19 protein-coding genes are annotated in these 16,330 nt (G+C 58.4%); 16 read left to right on the top strand and 3 right to left on the bottom strand.

Annotated features, from left to right (window positions below):
* The first annotated feature begins 13 nt into the window (after positions 1-13).
* Positions 14-1,030, top strand: coding sequence for a tryptophan--tRNA ligase (gene trpS / locus SJY29_RS01425; RefSeq protein ID WP_400085937.1), 1,017 nt, complete (start codon positions 14-16; stop codon positions 1,028-1,030).
* 157 nt (positions 1,031-1,187) lie between these two features.
* On the opposite strand, the gene SJY29_RS01420 is transcribed toward trpS, so the two are convergent.
* Entirely contained in the window at positions 1,188-1,766 is a 579-nt protein-coding gene (locus SJY29_RS01420) for a glutathione peroxidase (RefSeq protein WP_400085934.1), read from the bottom strand.
* Positions 1,767-2,066: 300 nt separating this feature from the next.
* Here SJY29_RS01420 and SJY29_RS01415 point away from each other — a divergent pair, with 300 nt between their 5' ends.
* The 15 genes from SJY29_RS01415 to SJY29_RS01345 all read left to right on the top strand — a co-directional run bounded on the left by SJY29_RS01415 (position 2,067) and on the right by SJY29_RS01345 (position 14,054).
* On the top strand, positions 2,067-2,546 hold the full coding sequence (locus SJY29_RS01415) for a VOC family protein (protein ID WP_400085932.1): 480 nt from the start codon (positions 2,067-2,069) through the stop codon (positions 2,544-2,546).
* 194 nt (positions 2,547-2,740) lie between these two features.
* Positions 2,741-3,604, top strand: a complete 864-nt coding sequence (locus SJY29_RS01410) for a branched-chain amino acid aminotransferase (RefSeq protein ID WP_400085929.1) — start codon at positions 2,741-2,743, stop codon at positions 3,602-3,604.
* A gap of 70 nt (positions 3,605-3,674) precedes the next feature.
* The gene (locus SJY29_RS01405) at positions 3,675-4,130 is read left to right on the top strand and encodes a universal stress protein (RefSeq protein ID WP_110279713.1); all 456 of its coding nucleotides are present in this window, start codon (positions 3,675-3,677) and stop codon (positions 4,128-4,130) included.
* Between the two features lie 89 nt (positions 4,131-4,219).
* Positions 4,220-4,783: a NifU family protein gene (locus tag SJY29_RS01400; RefSeq protein ID WP_110279712.1), complete on the top strand. Its 564-nt coding sequence runs from the start codon at positions 4,220-4,222 to the stop codon at positions 4,781-4,783.
* Positions 4,773-5,351: a tRNA (adenosine(37)-N6)-threonylcarbamoyltransferase complex dimerization subunit type 1 TsaB gene (gene tsaB, locus SJY29_RS01395; protein WP_400085926.1), complete on the top strand. Its 579-nt coding sequence runs from the start codon at positions 4,773-4,775 to the stop codon at positions 5,349-5,351. Before SJY29_RS01400 ends, tsaB begins: the two co-directional genes overlap by 11 nt.
* On the top strand, positions 5,348-5,767 hold the full coding sequence (locus SJY29_RS01390) for a GNAT family N-acetyltransferase (protein WP_400085924.1): 420 nt from the start codon (positions 5,348-5,350) through the stop codon (positions 5,765-5,767). Before tsaB ends, SJY29_RS01390 begins: the two co-directional genes overlap by 4 nt.
* A gap of 187 nt (positions 5,768-5,954) precedes the next feature.
* Entirely contained in the window at positions 5,955-6,950 is a 996-nt protein-coding gene (locus SJY29_RS01385) for a BMP family protein (protein WP_055293821.1), read from the top strand.
* A gap of 75 nt (positions 6,951-7,025) precedes the next feature.
* Entirely contained in the window at positions 7,026-7,382 is a 357-nt protein-coding gene (locus SJY29_RS01380) for a molecular chaperone GroEL (RefSeq protein ID WP_400085921.1), read from the top strand.
* Positions 7,379-8,983: an ABC transporter ATP-binding protein gene (locus tag SJY29_RS01375; protein WP_400085919.1), complete on the top strand. Its 1,605-nt coding sequence runs from the start codon at positions 7,379-7,381 to the stop codon at positions 8,981-8,983. Before SJY29_RS01380 ends, SJY29_RS01375 begins: the two co-directional genes overlap by 4 nt.
* Before the next feature lie 3 nt (positions 8,984-8,986).
* Complete coding sequence (locus SJY29_RS01370) at positions 8,987-10,078, top strand: ABC transporter permease (protein WP_110279706.1); 1,092 nt, start codon at positions 8,987-8,989, stop codon at positions 10,076-10,078.
* The gene (locus SJY29_RS01365) at positions 10,075-10,494 is read left to right on the top strand and encodes a hypothetical protein (protein WP_055293815.1); all 420 of its coding nucleotides are present in this window, start codon (positions 10,075-10,077) and stop codon (positions 10,492-10,494) included. The genes SJY29_RS01370 and SJY29_RS01365 overlap by 4 nt, the downstream gene beginning before the upstream one ends.
* Positions 10,495-11,463 carry an ABC transporter permease gene (locus SJY29_RS01360; RefSeq protein ID WP_400085916.1) on the top strand — a complete coding sequence of 323 codons (969 nt, stop codon included), beginning with the start codon at positions 10,495-10,497 and terminating at the stop codon, positions 11,461-11,463.
* Positions 11,447-12,253, top strand: coding sequence for a purine-nucleoside phosphorylase (locus tag SJY29_RS01355; RefSeq protein ID WP_400085913.1), 807 nt, complete (start codon positions 11,447-11,449; stop codon positions 12,251-12,253). The genes SJY29_RS01360 and SJY29_RS01355 overlap by 17 nt, the downstream gene beginning before the upstream one ends.
* Before the next feature lie 134 nt (positions 12,254-12,387).
* A complete protein-coding gene (locus SJY29_RS01350; RefSeq protein WP_400085911.1) occupies positions 12,388-13,308 on the top strand; it encodes a sulfite exporter TauE/SafE family protein in 921 nt (306 codons plus the stop codon).
* Positions 13,305-14,054: a TIGR02186 family protein gene (locus SJY29_RS01345; protein ID WP_110279701.1), complete on the top strand. Its 750-nt coding sequence runs from the start codon at positions 13,305-13,307 to the stop codon at positions 14,052-14,054. The genes SJY29_RS01350 and SJY29_RS01345 overlap by 4 nt, the downstream gene beginning before the upstream one ends.
* Here SJY29_RS01345 and SJY29_RS01340 read toward each other — a convergent pair.
* Together SJY29_RS01340 and SJY29_RS01335 are read right to left on the bottom strand one after the other, a co-directional pair.
* Positions 14,051-14,761, bottom strand: a complete 711-nt coding sequence (locus SJY29_RS01340) for an SDR family oxidoreductase (protein ID WP_400085909.1) — start codon at positions 14,759-14,761, stop codon at positions 14,051-14,053. The genes SJY29_RS01345 and SJY29_RS01340 overlap by 4 nt on opposite strands.
* Positions 14,758-16,284 carry an ATP-dependent RecD-like DNA helicase gene (locus tag SJY29_RS01335; protein ID WP_400085907.1) on the bottom strand — a complete coding sequence of 509 codons (1,527 nt, stop codon included), beginning with the start codon at positions 16,282-16,284 and terminating at the stop codon, positions 14,758-14,760. The genes SJY29_RS01340 and SJY29_RS01335 overlap by 4 nt, the downstream gene beginning before the upstream one ends.
* Positions 16,285-16,330 lie beyond the last annotated feature (46 nt).

Here is a 16,330-nt window from a genome sequence, read left to right as displayed (position 1 = left end):
CGGACATTGCACCATGAGCCAAACACCCTTCACACCGCGCGTCTTCTCGGGGATCAAACCCTCTGGCGGGCTGACGCTTGGCAACTATCTGGGCGCGATCAAACGCTTTGTAGGCATGCAGGGGCAGATGGAAACCATCTATTGCGTCGTCGATATGCACGCGATCACCGTCTGGCAGGACCCCAAAGAACTCGCCAATATGACCCGCGAAGTCGCCGCCGGTTACCTTGCCGCAGGGCTCGACCCCAGCAAATCCATTCTGTTTAACCAAAGCCAGGTTGCCGCCCATGCCGAACTGGGCTGGATTTTCAACTGCGTCGCCCGCGTCGGCTGGATGAACCGCATGACCCAGTTCAAGGACAAAGCAGGCAGCAACGCCGAGAAAGTGTCGCTCGGCCTTTACGCCTACCCTGCACTGATGGCCGCCGATATTCTGATCTACCACGCCACGCATGTGCCGGTGGGCGAGGATCAGAAACAACACGTCGAATTGACCCGCGACATCGCGGCCAAGTTCAACCATGACTTCAAAAGCGATTTCTTCCCGCTGACCGAACCGGTCATCGAAGGCCCCGCCATGCGCATCATGAACCTGCGCGACGGGACCAAGAAAATGTCCAAGTCCGGTGAAAGCGACATGGAACGCATCAATATGACCGATGATGCCGACAAGATCGCCAAGAAGTTCAAGAAGGCAAAGACCGATCCTGAACCGCTCCCCGAAACCGTCGAGGGGCTGAAAGACCGACCCGAAGCGCGCAATCTGGTCGAGATTTATGCGGCCCTGAACGACATGACCCCCGAGGCCGTGATCGCCGAATACCCCGGCGCGGGCTGGGGCACGTTCAAACCTGCGCTGGCCGATCTGGCGGTCGCGAAACTCGCGCCAATTTCGGACGAAATGGCACGCTTCATGGCTGATCCGGCAGAGATCGACCGTATCCTTGGCGAAGGCGCGGAAAAAGCTCGGGCCATCGCCAACCCGATCCTGCGCGATTGCTATGATATCGTGGGGCTGCTGCGTAGCTGAAGCCGAACGCAGCGCGGCAGCTGTGCGGTCTGGTTTCAACAGGTCGCCGTGACACACCCCTCAGCTTTCTCTGGCAGGGCTTGATATTGCAGGGCCTTTGAAAGGCAGACCTGACGCTGACAGATTGACCCTATCCGCGCCACGTTTTCAAAGCAGACTATTGCGTGACAGTTGCGTCAGACAACAAGCTGTCGATTTGCCGTGTGATCTGATCTGATAGCGGACTTACACGGGAGGCAAAGGTGTCGACAACCTGGCCTTGCCGATCCAGCAGTACCTTGTTGAAATTCCATCTTGGCGTAAATCCAACCTCTTGACGGAGTGACTGATAAAACGGATGGGCATTGCGCCCCTTCACTCCGGTGATCACGGTCATGGGCATATCAATGCCATAGATGAGCTCACAAAACTCTTTGACCTCAGCGTTGCTTGCCAGCTCCTGGTTGAAATCGTCAGAGGGGACCGCAAGCACGACCAATCCTCGATCGCGGTAGCGGTCATAAAGCGCCTGCAATTCACGATACTGCTCTGTGAACGCACACATCGAGGCAGTATTGACCACAAGAACGGGCTGCCCTTCCCATTGCGCGAGGGTCAGTGTCCCACCATCGATCGAGTCGAACGGTGTCTCTCTATCAAGTGCAGTGGTCTGGCTGCTCCATAAAACAAAAAAGGCTGTGAGGAAGCACAGTGAACTCAACTTGCGTCTTTGGATATTCTGTCGGGCTATGATCATGAACGCGTTCTCGGATTTATAGTCCGATACCTAGTCTATTCTTCCGGACTTCAAGCTCTTGGCGACAGCTGCGTCTGACAACCTGAGTGCAATCCAGCCAGTCATAGGATCTCACCCAAAGCGGGGTGTGGAGCGCTGGTGTATCTCCGAATTTTCATTTGGTCGCATCTCTTTGACGGGGATCAGACGGCACAGCGGACCGGAAGTGTGCAATATTGCACATTTCATATTAAGAAATACGTATTTTGTGCAAATATGACATGCTGTATCTTGGCGTTACGCTTAATCGAGAGGCACACCATGTCTGCACCTTCCACAGCCCGCGTCGGGCACGTTCACCTGCGGGTCTCTGATCTTGAACGCTCGATCGCCTTTTACTCGGGCGTTTTGGGTTTCGGGTTAACCCAACGCTATGGCGATCAGGCGGCATTTCTTGCCGCTGGCGAATATCACCATCACATTGGCCTGAACACATGGGAAAGCCTTGGTGCATCTCCGCCCCCCAAAGGGCACACTGGCCTGTACCACACAGCCTTTCTGTATCCTGACAGAAAGTCGCTGGCCCAAGTCGTCAAGCGCGTACTCGATGCAGGCATCCCGCTGGATGGCGCGGGCGATCACGGGGTCAGCGAGGCGATCTATTTGCGTGACCCTGACCAGAACGGCGTCGAACTCTACTATGACCGCCCCATCGCTGTCTGGCCCCGTGATGCAGATGGCACGCTTGCCATGACCAACAGCCGTGTTGACCTGCCCGCCCTCTTGGCACTGGCCGAGTAAGCGTCACAAAATTGAATCCCGCAGCCCCCAACATGAAGGGGCGTTGAAGAATCGCGCAACTGTCCGCACTGGTGTCTCTCGTCCCGTGATCACCTTGGTCGGCTCATGCGTCCGGTGTACCCCGGCATCGGACGCATCCCCACTTTACCCTCCCATTTCACAGGCCTAGGGTGGCCCAAAAGGGAGAAGGCACCATGGCTACCGGCAAAAATATCCGCACCTATTTCGAAGGCACATGGCACGAAGGTGACACGCCTATCATGCGCGCGGCTGACCATGGCGCGTGGCTGGGAACCACGGTCTTTGATGGCGCGCGCTTTGTAAACGGGCTGATGCCTGATCTTGATCTGCACTGCGCCCGCGTAAACCGCTCGGCCGAAGCGCTGATGATCACGCCGACCGTCAGCACCGAAGACATGATCGCGATCACCAAAGAGGGTCTGGCGAAGTACGACACAGGCGCCGCCGTCTATATCCGGCCGATGTATTGGGCAATCCACGGTGACGCGACAGCGATTGTTCCCAGCGCCGAGGAAACCGGTTTTGCCATTTGTCTCGAAGAAATCCCCTTTGCATCGGCCACCGCCACGACAACACTGGGCCTGACCAAATTCCGTCGTCCTGTGATCGACGACGCGGTGGTCAACGCCAAGGCAGGCTGCCTTTACCCCAACAACGCACGCATGCTGGCCGAGGTCCGTGCGCGCGGCTTTTCGAACGCGCTTGTCGCCGACGCGATGGGCAATGTGGCCGAAACAGCCACCGCAAACGTCTTTATGGTCAAGGATGGCGAGGTTTTCACCCCCATCCCCAACGGCACTTTCCTGTCCGGCATCACGCGCGCACGGCATATCTCGAACCTGCGTGCGGAAGGCGTCAAAGTGCATGAAACCGTGCTGACCTTCGATGATTTCCACGGGGCGGACGAGGTCTTTCTTTCGGGCAATATGTCCAAGGTGACGCCGGTCACCGCCTTCGAGGACACGCAGTATCAGGTTGGACCTGTGACCCGCCAGGTCCGTGATATGTATTGGGACTGGGCAGCAAGTACTGCGTAGCTGGGGAAAGTAATCTGTCGTTGCCAGCACGTGAAGGATGCGCCACACTTGGCCCAAGAGGGAGAGCAAAATGCGTAAGTTTCTGGTCGTTTTGGATGACAGCCGCGAGTGCCTGAACGCCATGCGCTTTGCCGCGATGCGCGCGTCCCATACCGGTGGAGGCGTGGCCGTTCTCTCCATCATCCCCCCTGACGAGTTCAACCACTGGATCGGCGTGGGCGAGATCATGCGTGCCGAAGCCCGCGAAAGAATCGAAGTCCACTTTGAAGTCTTTGCGAAATGGATGCGTGACAAGCAAAACGTTGATCCCGAACTGGTGATCCGCGAAGGCGAGCCAATCAGCGAAATCATCGCCCATGTGAACGAAGACCCCGAAATTGGCGTTCTGGTTCTGGGCGCAGGCATTGACAGTAAAGGCCCCGGCCCCCTGGTGTCACAACTCAGCAAGCAATCCGGTAGCCTGCCCGTGCCGATCACGATTGTGCCGGGTGATCTTTCGAAAGAACGGCTCGAGGCGATCACATAGCCTCGTGCGGCCAATTTAGAATCGTTCCAAACCTTGACATCGGCGCCGCGCGGCCGCATATCTAAAGCCTGACAAAAAAGGTTGGCCACATGTTCATCCAGACTGAATCGACACCAAACCCCGCAACGCTCAAGTTTCTGCCCGGCCAGAATGTGCTTGAAGTCGGAACAGCCGACTTTCCAAGCGTCGAGGCGGCTGAAAACTCACCGCTCGCCAAGCGCATCTTTGCCGCTGGTGGTGTGTCAGGCGTGTTCTTTGGCCTTGATTTCGTGACGGTCACAAAGGCCGACGATGTCGAGTGGGACCATATCAAACCGGGTATTCTTGGCGCGATCATGGAGCACTATCAATCCGGTCAATCCGTGATGGCCGACGACCATAAACCGGTGAGCGGCCACGCCGAACACAGCGGTGAAGACGCCGAGATTGTCGGGCAGATCAAAGAACTGCTCGATACCCGCGTGCGCCCTGCGGTGGCACAGGACGGTGGCGACATCACCTTCCACGGATTTGAGCGTGGTATCGTGTACCTGCACATGCAAGGCGCGTGCGCCGGTTGCCCGTCATCCACGCTGACCCTGAAAATGGGCATCGAGAACCTGCTGCGCCACTACATCCCCGAGGTGGTCGAGGTCCGGCCAGTTGCAGCCTAAGCCAATTGTCTTAGCATTCGATACATCGGCGGCGCATTGCGCCGCCGCTTTACTGTTGGGCGACCGGATCGTCACACGCGTGGACGAAATGGCCAAAGGACAGGCCGAACATCTGATGCCAATGCTCGAAGAGATGCTGGCAACCGAAGGGCTGACATGGCGCGATCTTGACGGGATCGGGGTCGGCGTTGGCCCCGGCAATTTCACCGGCATACGGATTGCTCTTTCTGCCGCACGCGGCCTCGCGCTTGGGCTTGGCAAACCGGCGATTGGCGTAAACGGATTTGACGCACGCGCCCATGGCGAAACGCTCCCGTTCACGGCAACCATTCCCGCCCCGCGTGACCAGTCCTACACCCAAGTGTTCCACGCCGATGGCACGACAAGCGATCCTGTTCAGAGCGCAGAGCCCGCAGGTGCACAAAAAAGCGCAGAGGTGCTGATCGGCGCCGTTGCCGAAATCGCCGCTTCCCGCCTCGCGACAGACCTTCAGCGCCCCGCCCCCCTCTATATCCGCAGCGCCGACGCCGCCCCGCCGCGCGATCCCGCTCCCGTCTTGCTGCCATGACGCCACAAGAGCTGGCCCGCCTGCATGCCGCCGCTTTCAGCGCGACCCGCGCATGGTCGGCCGATGAATTTGCGGGCCTTCTCAGACACCCCGGCACCTTTGCGGTGGGCGACGCGCGCAGTTTCGCGCTGATCCGCACCGTGCTGGACGAAGCAGAGCTTTTGACCATCGCCACCGCCCCGGACATGCGGCGTCAGGGCCTTGCACGCGGCACGTTGACGGCAGGTGAGACACGGGCGCAAACCGAAGGCGCGGCAAGAATCTTTCTTGAAGTCGCCGAAGACAACGAGGCCGCAATCGCGCTTTATGCAGCGTCCGGCTATCGCCAAATCGGGCGGCGGCCCGGATATTATTTGCCTAAAGATGGGGCACCACTTGCCGCCTTGGTGATGCGCAAGTCACTGACAGGAACCTGACTTTGCGTCAGCCTGTGGATAACGCCGTTTTTGACCTTTCGCCGCATAATATCTCATAAAAAGCGGTTGATCTTCCCCGCAAGGCAAGGCCTTATCTTACGATGACCGGCATCAGATCGGCTCAGACTTCACTGAGGGGGGGCATCAGGCCCGCAAAACACCTCGCGTAACGACCTGGGAGACTATAATGACACTTATGCAAAAATTTCTTGGCGCATCTGCCGCACTGGCTTTGACAGCCGGTACTGCCGCTGCAGATCCTGCCATCCTGTTCGATCTTGGTGGCAAGTTCGACAAATCCTTCAACGAAAGCGCCTATAACGGGGCCGAGCGTTGGGCGACCGAAACAGGCGGTTCCTACGCTGAGGTCGAAATCCAGTCCGACGCGCAGCGCGAACAGGCGATCCGCCGTTTCGCTGAATCCGGAGCAAACCCGATCGTTATGGCAGGCTTCTCATGGGCCACACCACTGGCCGAAGTCGCAGCCGACTATCCTGACACCAAGTTCGCGATCATCGACATGGTCGTTGACGCGCCAAACGTCCGCTCTGTTGTGTTCAACGAGCACGAAGGCTCCTACCTTGTCGGCATGATGGCCGCGATGGCCTCCGAAAGTGGCACAGTCTCCTTTGTGGGCGGCATGGACATTCCGCTGATCCGCAAATTCGCCTGTGGCTACGCTCAAGGCGCGATGGCCGTAAACCCTGACGTTACAGTCATCGCCAACATGACAGGCACAACACCCGCGGCCTGGAACGATCCGGTAAAGGGGTCCGAGCTGACACTGGCACAGATCAGCCAAGGTTCTGACGTTGTCTTCGCTGCCGCTGGCGGCACTGGCGTTGGCGTTCTGCAAACAGCAGCTGACGAAGACATCCTGTCCATCGGCGTTGACGCAAACCAGAACTACCTGCACCCCGGCGAGGTTCTGACATCCATGCTCAAGCGCGTCGATAACGCGGTCTACGAGGCCTTTACACAAGGCACAGACCTCGAAACCGGCTTTAACGTCATGGGCATCGCGAACGAAGGCGTGGGCTATGCGCTCGACGAATTCAACGCAGAACTGGTCACCGCAGACATGCAAGCCGCTGTTGACGCAGCCGCCGCATCCATCGCTGCTGGCGAGCTGGTTGTCCACGACTACACAGCTGACGAAACCTGCCCCGCACTGAGCTTCTAAGTCGCGACGGAAGGCCTAAAACTCGGGGCCACGCTTGCACAAAGCGTGGCCCTTCTTGCTGATAAGGACAGTCCCATGACAAAGGCGATCACCACCTTCTTTGAAGCATGGGGGATGTCAGATACAGTCGCCCGACAAACCGCCATCCACGCATCATTCGCAACCGATGCGACCTATGCCGACCCCCGCACCGAGGTCCCGCTGATAGGCCCCGCTGATGTAACGGACTATATCGCCATGTTTTCCGCCTCTGCCCCCGGCGCTGTTGCCGAAGTCACTGCTGTCGAGACACGTGAAGGTGTCAGCCGTGCGACTATTGCTTTCAAAATGCCAAACGGCATGGAACAAATGGGTCAGTACTTTGTCGAACACGGGCCTGACGGCCTGATTGCCCGCATGGTCGGATTTGTCGGAACAGGAGCACCAGCATGAGCGATGCAGCCCCAGCCATTGAACTCAAAGGTATCTCCAAAGCCTTTGGTCCGGTTCAGGCAAACAAAGACATCTCGATCCGCGTCATGCCCGGCTCGATCCATGGGATCATCGGCGAAAACGGCGCAGGTAAATCAACGCTGATGTCGATCCTGTACGGCTTTTACAAAGCCGACAAAGGCGAGATTTTCATCGCAGGCAAGAAAACATCTATCCCTGACAGTCAAGCCGCGATCGCCGCAGGCATCGGGATGGTGTTCCAGCATTTCAAACTGGTCGAAAACTTCACCGTTCTGGAAAACGTGGTTCTGGGGGCCGAAGACAGCGGCCTGTTGCGCCCGTCATTGGCGCGCGCACGGCGCGAACTCAAAAGCCTTGCGGAAGAATACGAATTGAACGTCGATCCGGACGCCCTGATCGAAGAGGTCGGCGTCGGCATGCAACAGCGCGTGGAAATCCTCAAAGCGCTGTACCGCAAAGCCGATATCCTGATTCTGGACGAACCCACAGGTGTGCTGACACCCGCCGAGGCGGACCATTTGTTCCGTATCCTGGAGAACCTCAAGCGCGAGGGTAAAACGATCATCCTGATCACGCATAAACTGCGCGAGATCATGGAAATCACCGATACTGTCAGCGTGATGCGGCGCGGTGAGATGACCGCCACCGTCAAAACAGCGGAAACCAGCCCGCCGCAACTGGCTGAACTGATGGTCGGCCGCAAGGTGCTCTTGCGCGTGGACAAGGCACCGGCGCAGATCGGGCGCAAAATCCTTGAGGTCAAAGACCTTAATGTGACCGACAGCAAAGGCGTTCACCGTCTCAAAGGCGTCAGCTTTGATGTGCATGCCGGCGAAATCCTCGGGATTGCAGGTGTCGCAGGCAACGGGCAGTCCGAATTGCTGGAAGTGCTGGGCGGCTATGAAAAGGCCACCGGCAGCATCAAGATGAATGGCGAGGAAATCGACCTGACAGGTACGAAATCCAACGGCCAGAGCAGGCGCGCACGCGGTATCAGCCACGTCCCCGAGGACCGCCAGCGCGAAGGGCTGATCATGGACTTTCAGGCTTGGGAAAACACCGCCTTTGGCTATCATCACGATGCGCGCTATCAGAAGAACAGATTTCTGATGGACAATGCAGCCATCCGTAAAGACACCGAAGAAAAGATGGCGCGTTTCGACGTGCGGCCGCCCGATCCAAGCCTTGCCGCCAAGAGCTTTTCCGGCGGCAACCAGCAGAAAATCGTCCTCGCGCGCGAGATTGAACGCAACCCCGACCTTTTGCTGATCGGGCAACCGACACGCGGTGTGGACATTGGTGCGATCGAATTCATCCACCAGCAGATTGTTGCACTTAGGGATCAGGGCAAAGCAATTTTGTTGGTTTCCGTGGAGTTAGAGGAAATTTTGTCCCTCTCTGACCGGATTGCGGTTATGTTTGACGGAAAAATAATGGGCGAGCGGATGCCTCAGGACACAGACGAAAAAGAACTCGGGCTTTTGATGGCCGGGATGACCACCGAACCGCGTGGGCCACTCCATGAGGCTGTCGAGGCGCAATTGGCGACCGCCGGCAGCGGCACGGCCAAGGAGGTCTGAGGAATGGATGTGATGCCAAAGTGGGCCGACGTCGTCCTGATCCCGCTGATCTCGATTCTGCTTGCGGCGATCCTGTCTGCCTTGGTGATCCTGGCCATTGGTGAAAATCCGTGGGCCGCACTCAAGCTGATGGTTTCTGGCGCGCTTGGGTCCACTTACGGCTGGGGCTATACGCTCTACTACGCCACCAACTTTATCTTCACCGGTCTTGCTGTTGCCATCGCGTTCCATGCGCGGTTGTTCAACATCGGCGGTGAAGGTCAGGCCCTCATCGGAGGTCTGGGCGTGGCAGTCATCTGCCTGTTCATTCCGTGGCCGCATTGGACGCTGGCGCTTTTGGGCTCTGCGATTGGCGCAGCACTCTTTGGTGCGGCATGGGCCGCGATCCCCGCATTCCTGCAGGCCAAGCGCGGCAGCCATATCGTGATCACCACGATCATGTTCAACTTTATCGCGGCTGCGGTGCTGAACTACTTTCTGATCGGCGCGCTCAAAGCCCCCGGTATGGAACCGGCAACCCCGCGATTCCCCGAAGCAACGCACCTTCCCTCGTTTCAGGACATGTTCAACTTCGGCGAAACGACATTCTTCCGCGGCGCTCCGGCCAACGTCACCTTCTTTGTCGCCATTGCGGCCTGTCTGTTCCTCTGGATCCTGATCTGGAAAACGCGGCTTGGCTATGAACTGCGGTCCTTCGGGCATTCGGAGTCAGCGGCAAAATACGCGGGCATCAGCCCGACCAAAATTATCATGGTCACCATGCTTATCTCCGGCGGTCTTGCCGGCATGATGGCCATCAACAACGTCCAGGGCGAGGCCGAACGGCTGGTCCTGAACGCAGTGGAGGGGGCGGGCTTTATCGGCATCGCCGTCGCACTGATGGGGCGCAGCCATCCTTTCGGGGTACTGCTGGCGGCCCTTCTTTTCGGCTTTCTATATCAAGGCGGCGCAGAACTCGCCCTATGGACGTCGATCCCCCGTGAGCTGATTATCGTAATACAGGCCTTGGTAATCCTCTTCACGGGTGCACTGGATAATATGGTGCGCATGCCGCTCGAGCGGCTATTCCTGGCAATGAGGAGAGCAAAAACATGACAGGACAATTCAAAGTCGGTGTCGATGATGACACCGGTGCGGACCTGGGCTTTGTGCTCAGTTGTTTGGCACTTGGCATGATTTCGATGGAAGAGCTCCACCAGTGGGTTCACCACGTGATTGATCAGACCCCCGCAGCAGACGTGCCACCACATCTCGTGGCGCTTTTGTCGCTGCAACGCCCGACAAGTGTGTTGATGCCCGCAGAAACCGTGATGCCCCGTGTGCCGCATGATCCGTTCATCACAGATGACCGGTTCGATGCGATGCTGGGCTTGCAGTTCTTCCTGCGCAAAGACAAAACGCAGGCCGTCGATATTACCCAAGCAGAGGCCGAAGCCGCCCTGCGCCGCAATCCGGAGGTCGCAGACCGCTTCTTTGACCTCTTCCCCTTCCTGATGGAGAAAGCTGCCTAAATGGATTTTGCGACCCTTTTGCAGATGCTGGACGCCACGTTGCGTCTGGCAACCCCGCTTCTTCTGGCCTGTCTTGCAGGTCTGTTTTCCGAGCGGGCCGGTATCTTTGATATCGGGCTTGAGGGCAAAATGCTGGCAGCAGCTTTCCTGTCGGCCGCCATTGCCGCTGTGACGGGCAATGTGTGGCTGGGGCTTTTGGCAGGCATTGGCGCGTCGATGATCCTGTCGGCGGTGCACGGGCTTGCCTCGATTACCTTTCGCGGGAACCAACTCATCTCGGGTGTCGCGATCAACTTTCTGGCGGCGGGACTGACAGTCGTCATTGCGCAAAGCTGGTTCGCCCAAGGCGGGCGGACCCCGCAACTGTCGGGGGATGCGCGGTTCAACCCGATCGAACTCCCCTTTGCCGAAGCACTTCAGAACGTGCCCGTGATTGGGCCGATCTACTACGAACTGATTTCCGGACACACGATTCTTGTCTATGTCGCCCTGCTGATGGTGCCGCTGACATGGTGGATCCTGTTCCAGACCCGCTTCGGTCTGCGGCTGCGTGCCGTGGGCGAAAACCCTGCCGCCGTTGATACCGCAGGCGTATCGGTGATCTGGCTGCGTTTCGCCGCTGTGGGCATCTGTGGCGTCCTCTGCGGCATCGCGGGCGCCTACCTTGCGACGGCTCTGCAAGCGGGCTTTGTCAAAGACATGAGCGCCGGGCGCGGCTACATCGCGCTGGCCGCACTGATTTTTGCCAAATGGCGTCCCTGGTATGCGCTTTACGCCTGCCTGCTCTTTGGTTTCCTGCAGGCGATGTCGCTGCGCTCGGACGTGGTGGCGAATGTTGTTGGCTTCCAGGTGAACGGCCAGTTCCTTGACGTACTACCCTATATCCTGACGGTCGTCATTCTGGCTGGTTTTGTCGGCAAGGCGATCCCGCCACGTGCAGGGGGCGCGCCTTATGTCAAAGAACGCTAAAGACCTCGCCAGCCAGATCAAAGCGGCGGCAGGTGATGCGCCCGTGCGTATTGGTCTGATCCTTGGCTCCGGCCTCGGGCATATCGCGAACGAAGTGGACGGCACCGCCATCCCCTACACCGACTTGCCCGGCTTTCCCCATGCCGGTGTGTCAGGCCATAACCCCAACCTTGTGATCGGCACCCTTGAAGGCGTGCGTGTTGCCGTGTTCGGCGGGCGTGCGCACTATTACGAAAGCGGACGCGGTGACGCGATGCGCCTGCCTTTGGAGGTTCTGCGGGAATTGGGTGCCGATACGATGATCGCCACCAATGCGGCGGGGTCGATGCAGGTCGATATGCCCACAGGTTCGATCATGTGCCTGTCCGACCATATCAATTTCTCCGGCCTGAACCCGCTGATCGGAGAGCCGACGGACGCGCGCTTTGTGCCGATGAAGGACGCCTACGATCCCGCAATCCGCACAGCGTTGCACGCCGCCGCCAAAGCCGCCGACGTTGCGATGGCTGACGGAGTTTACGCCTGGTATTCGGGGCCCTCGTTCGAGACACCCGCCGAAATCCGCGCGATCAAGATGCTGGGGGCCGATGCGGTTGGCATGTCCACCGTCCCCGAAGTCATCCTTGCGCGGTTCCTTGGCCTGAAAGCTGCTGCAATCTCGACCATCACCAATATGGCCGCAGGGATGAGCGACGAGGCGATCAGCCACGAACACACCAAAGCCATGGCACCAATCGGCGCGGCCAAGTTGGAAAAGGTCCTGCGCGGCTACCTGCGGTCGCTGCCCTAAGTCCAAAACGGGCGCATTCATAAGTCCACGTGGCAGAATTGCTGCGTTTGCATATCAAAACGGCTCACATCGTTTGACATAAACGCCTGATAGGTTTTTGGTGCTGACAACGGCTCAAGCGTCCGGAACAGCTCATGCAAATTTACCTCCCCATCGCCGAGGTTTCGGTGAACATCTTCCTTTTGTTGGGACTTGGCGGAATCGTGGGCGTTTTGTCAGGCATGTTTGGTGTGGGCGGCGGCTTTCTGATGACGCCGTTGCTGTTCTTCATCGGCATTCCTCCGGCGGTTGCGGTTGCAACAGAAGCAAACCAGATCGTCGCCTCTTCGTTCTCGGGAGTCCTTGCACACCTGAAGCGAAAGACGGTGGACCTCAGGATGGGTACGGTGTTGCTGATCGGCGGTCTGATCGGTTCGGGCCTTGGCATTATCCTGTTCAACTACCTCAAAGCTCTGGGTCAGGTCGAACTGCTGGTGCAGCTTTGCTATGTGGTCTTCCTCGGGATGATTGGCTCGATGATGTTCATCGAGAGCCTGAATGCAATCCGCAAATCGTCCAAACCCGGCGGCGCGGCACCCAAGCGGCGCAAGCACAACTGGGTTCACAACCTGCCCTTTAAAATGAAGTTCCGCGTCTCCGGCCTGTATATTTCGGTTATACCACCGCTGATGGTCGGAATTCTTGTCGGTGTTCTGGCGGCCATCATGGGTGTCGGCGGTGGCTTTATCATGGTACCGGCCATGATCTATCTGCTGGGGATGCCCACCAAAGTCGTTGTGGGCACGTCCCTGTTCCAGATCATCTTTGTCACCGCTTTCACGACGATGCTGCATGCAACAACGAACTTCACCGTTGATGTCGTCCTCGCGGTACTTCTGCTCGTGGGCGGCGTGATCGGTGCGCAAATTGGCACACGGATCGGTGTGAAAATGAAGGCCGAGCAGCTGCGTATCTGGCTGGCCATCATGGTTCTCGCCGTGTGCGGCAAGCTGGCGTTTGATCTGCTTGTCATGCCGGCCGAGCTCTTCTCTCTGGGCGCAGGGGGGCACTCATGATCCGCCTTGTTGTGCTACTGCTCTTGCTGGCTGTTCCTGCGAAAGCCGAAGAGATCGTGCTGGGATTGAGCCAGGACGAGGTCGCGATCACCGCGACATTCGAAGGCTCCGAAATCCTGATCTTTGGCGCCATCAAGCGTGATGGTCCGGTCGAGGTTCCGGGCGATCTGGGTGTGATTGTCACGATTGCAGGCCCTGACGAACCGGTCACTGTCCGCAAGAAAGATCGCCGCCTCGGCATCTGGGTGAATACGGAAGCCGTAGAGATCGAAGTCGCACCCACATTCTATGCTGTTGCAACAAACCGGCCATTGGACGAAATCCTGACGTCAACCGAAGATCTGAACACACGCATCAGCATGCAGCGGGCCATCCGTTCAGTCGGTGCAACGGCTGAAAGTGCACAGAACTTTACAGATGCACTGATCCGCATCCGCGCGTCACAAGGACTGTACCAGACCATCCCCGAGGGCGTCTCGGTTGCAGAAGAAGCGCTGTTCCGCGCGCTGATCCCATTGCCCGCAAACCTGACCGAAGGTGACTATGTCGCCGAGATTTACTTGACACGGGACAAGCGGATCATTGATCTTTACACCACGTCCATTCCCGTCAAGAAGGTTGGGCTGGAACGCTGGCTCTATAACCTCGCGCATGAAAACCCGTTCCTTTACGGATTGATGTCGCTGTCGATCGCTATCGCAGCAGGCTGGGGTGCATCCGCCGCATTCAGCGCGTTCCGCCGTTAACCGCGCCCGATATGCGGCATCTTTGTCGCCATCACCATCATGGACTGCACATTCGCCTCGGGCGGCAGTGCTGCCATATGAAAGACCGACCGCGCCACATCCTCAACCGCCATGCTTGGCAGCGGATCCAAACCCTGCGCGGCGCGCGTTTTTTCAAGGTTCAGCACCAGATCGGTGCGCGCATTGCCGATATCAATCTGCCCGCAGGCAATATCAAAGGGCCGCCCATCCAGCGACAGCGTCTTGGTCAGCCCGCTGACACCGTGCTTGGTCGTTGTATAACACACAGACCCCTCACGCGGTGTGTAGGCCGAGATGGAGCCGTTGTTGATAATCCGCCCGCCCTGCGGCCTTTGCTGGCGCATCTGGCAAAAGGCGGCACGGGCGCAGAGGAACATCCCTGTCAGATTGACGTCCAACACCGCTTTCCAGTCGTCTAGCGCGATCTTGTCGATGGTCGTCTGCGGCCCGAACATGCCAGCGTTATTGAACAGCACATCGATATGCCCAAAACGCGCAAAGGCAGCACCAACGGCCGTTTCATCCGTCACATCACAGGGCAAAAGAACGGCATTCTCGTGCGCCATTTCTTCAAGCTTGTCCGCGCGCCGCGCAATCAGACCGACGCGCCAGCCTTGCGCGAGGAAATACTCTGCCGTGACGCGGCCAATACCGCTGCTGGCACCTGTCACGATGATGGATTTCATATCTCTTCGCTCCTCAGTTCAAGCGGTGCCGCCGGCACCTCCAGATCATCGACCCGCAACACGCCCTGTGGCCGTGCCAAACGGTTGCGCACGACCCAACGCAGCTGGGTCTCTGCCCGCGTGATCGCCACATAGGCAAGACGCTTCCAAAGCGGCTGTCCCGCCTCTACGCGGCCCATGCGCGAAGCCGCATAAATATCGGGCGCAAAGACCTGCACCGTGTCCCATTGCGATCCTTGCGCCTTGTGGATCGTCACCGCGGCCCCGTGCAAGAACGTGGCCCCCATGCGGGCCGCAAAAGGGATAAAGGGCTCTTCATCACCCTCTTGTTCAATCTTCACGATACTCGCCGCACTCACCTGCGGGTCCTCGGCACCCATGACATGCAGGCGCGAAAACCCCGGCTTGCGGCCCGGCCCTAGATAAATGACCTGCGCGCCCTTGATCAGGCCGCGCGCCTCCAGATCAAGGCGCTTCTTGCGGTGTTTCAGCGGCAATTCGATACCATCACAAATCAACGGCTCCCCTGCCAACAACTCATCCACCGGCGCGGCAAAGGCTGCGCGGAACGCATGGATCAAACGGATACGGGTCGCGTTGCGCCACACCAGACAGGGCGAGCGCGCCATCAAATCAGCCTCGACACGTTGGGCCATGACGACACGTTCGTCCAGCTTTGACGCGTCCTCAACCATCCGCTCAAACCCTTGAAAATCCAGCTGTGGATCGGCCAAGGCATGGGCCAGATCAAGGATCGGGTTGCCCGCATCCTGCCGGTGTATCCGGTTCAGGGTCAGCACGCGGGGCGCTGGCAGCGTTTCGAACACCATCCCGCCAGAGGATTGTACCGGCGGCAATTGCGCCGGATCACCGAACAACAAAAGCGTCGGGAAAATCTCTTTCAAATCCTCGAATTGCTTTTCGTCCAGCATCGAACTCTCATCGACAAAGCCGATGTCCAAAGGCTCTTCGCGCCGCTTCCAGCCTGTGATGAAGTCGCTCCCGCGCAGCCCCGCGGCAGCAAGTGCGGCAGGCACGGATTTATTGATCTGATAAGAGGCAAACGCACGATCAAGCGCGATATCACTTAGCCCCTCGATCTCGGGCCTGTCACCTTGGCCCGCCAGCCATTCGGCCACCTTTTCGTATTCCGGGTCATAGACCGGCGTATAGAGAATGCGGTGGATCGTGGTCGCCGGGACGCCACGGTTGCGCAACACGCTGGCTGCTTTGTTGGTGGGCGCTAGAATAGCGAGCGTGCGCCGGTCCTTGCGCTTGCGTCCTTCCCAATCGCCGGAAATGACGTCGACACCGGCCTCTTCCAACGCATGATAGAGCTTGGCCAACAGCATCGTCTTACCCGACCCCGCCTTACCAATCACCGCCAATACGGACGTGCTGTCGGACTGTGGCGGTTGCAGCAGGTGGTCGTCCAAATCAACGCCCGATTGGCGCAATGCGACGGCGATATTGTCCCAGGCTTGGGCCTGATCGTCAGAGAATGTGATGGTGGGAGCGTTCATGGGGGCGACTGTATCTGGACAGTCAATGCGCCGCTAGCGCATTCGC

Origin of the sequence: Yoonia sp. R78084 (assembly GCF_044595625.1) — a bacterium.
Taxonomy (GTDB): domain Bacteria; phylum Pseudomonadota; class Alphaproteobacteria; order Rhodobacterales; family Rhodobacteraceae; genus Yoonia.
Note: the sequence above shows the minus strand (reverse complement) of the source record. Positions and strands in the feature narration are given on the sequence as shown.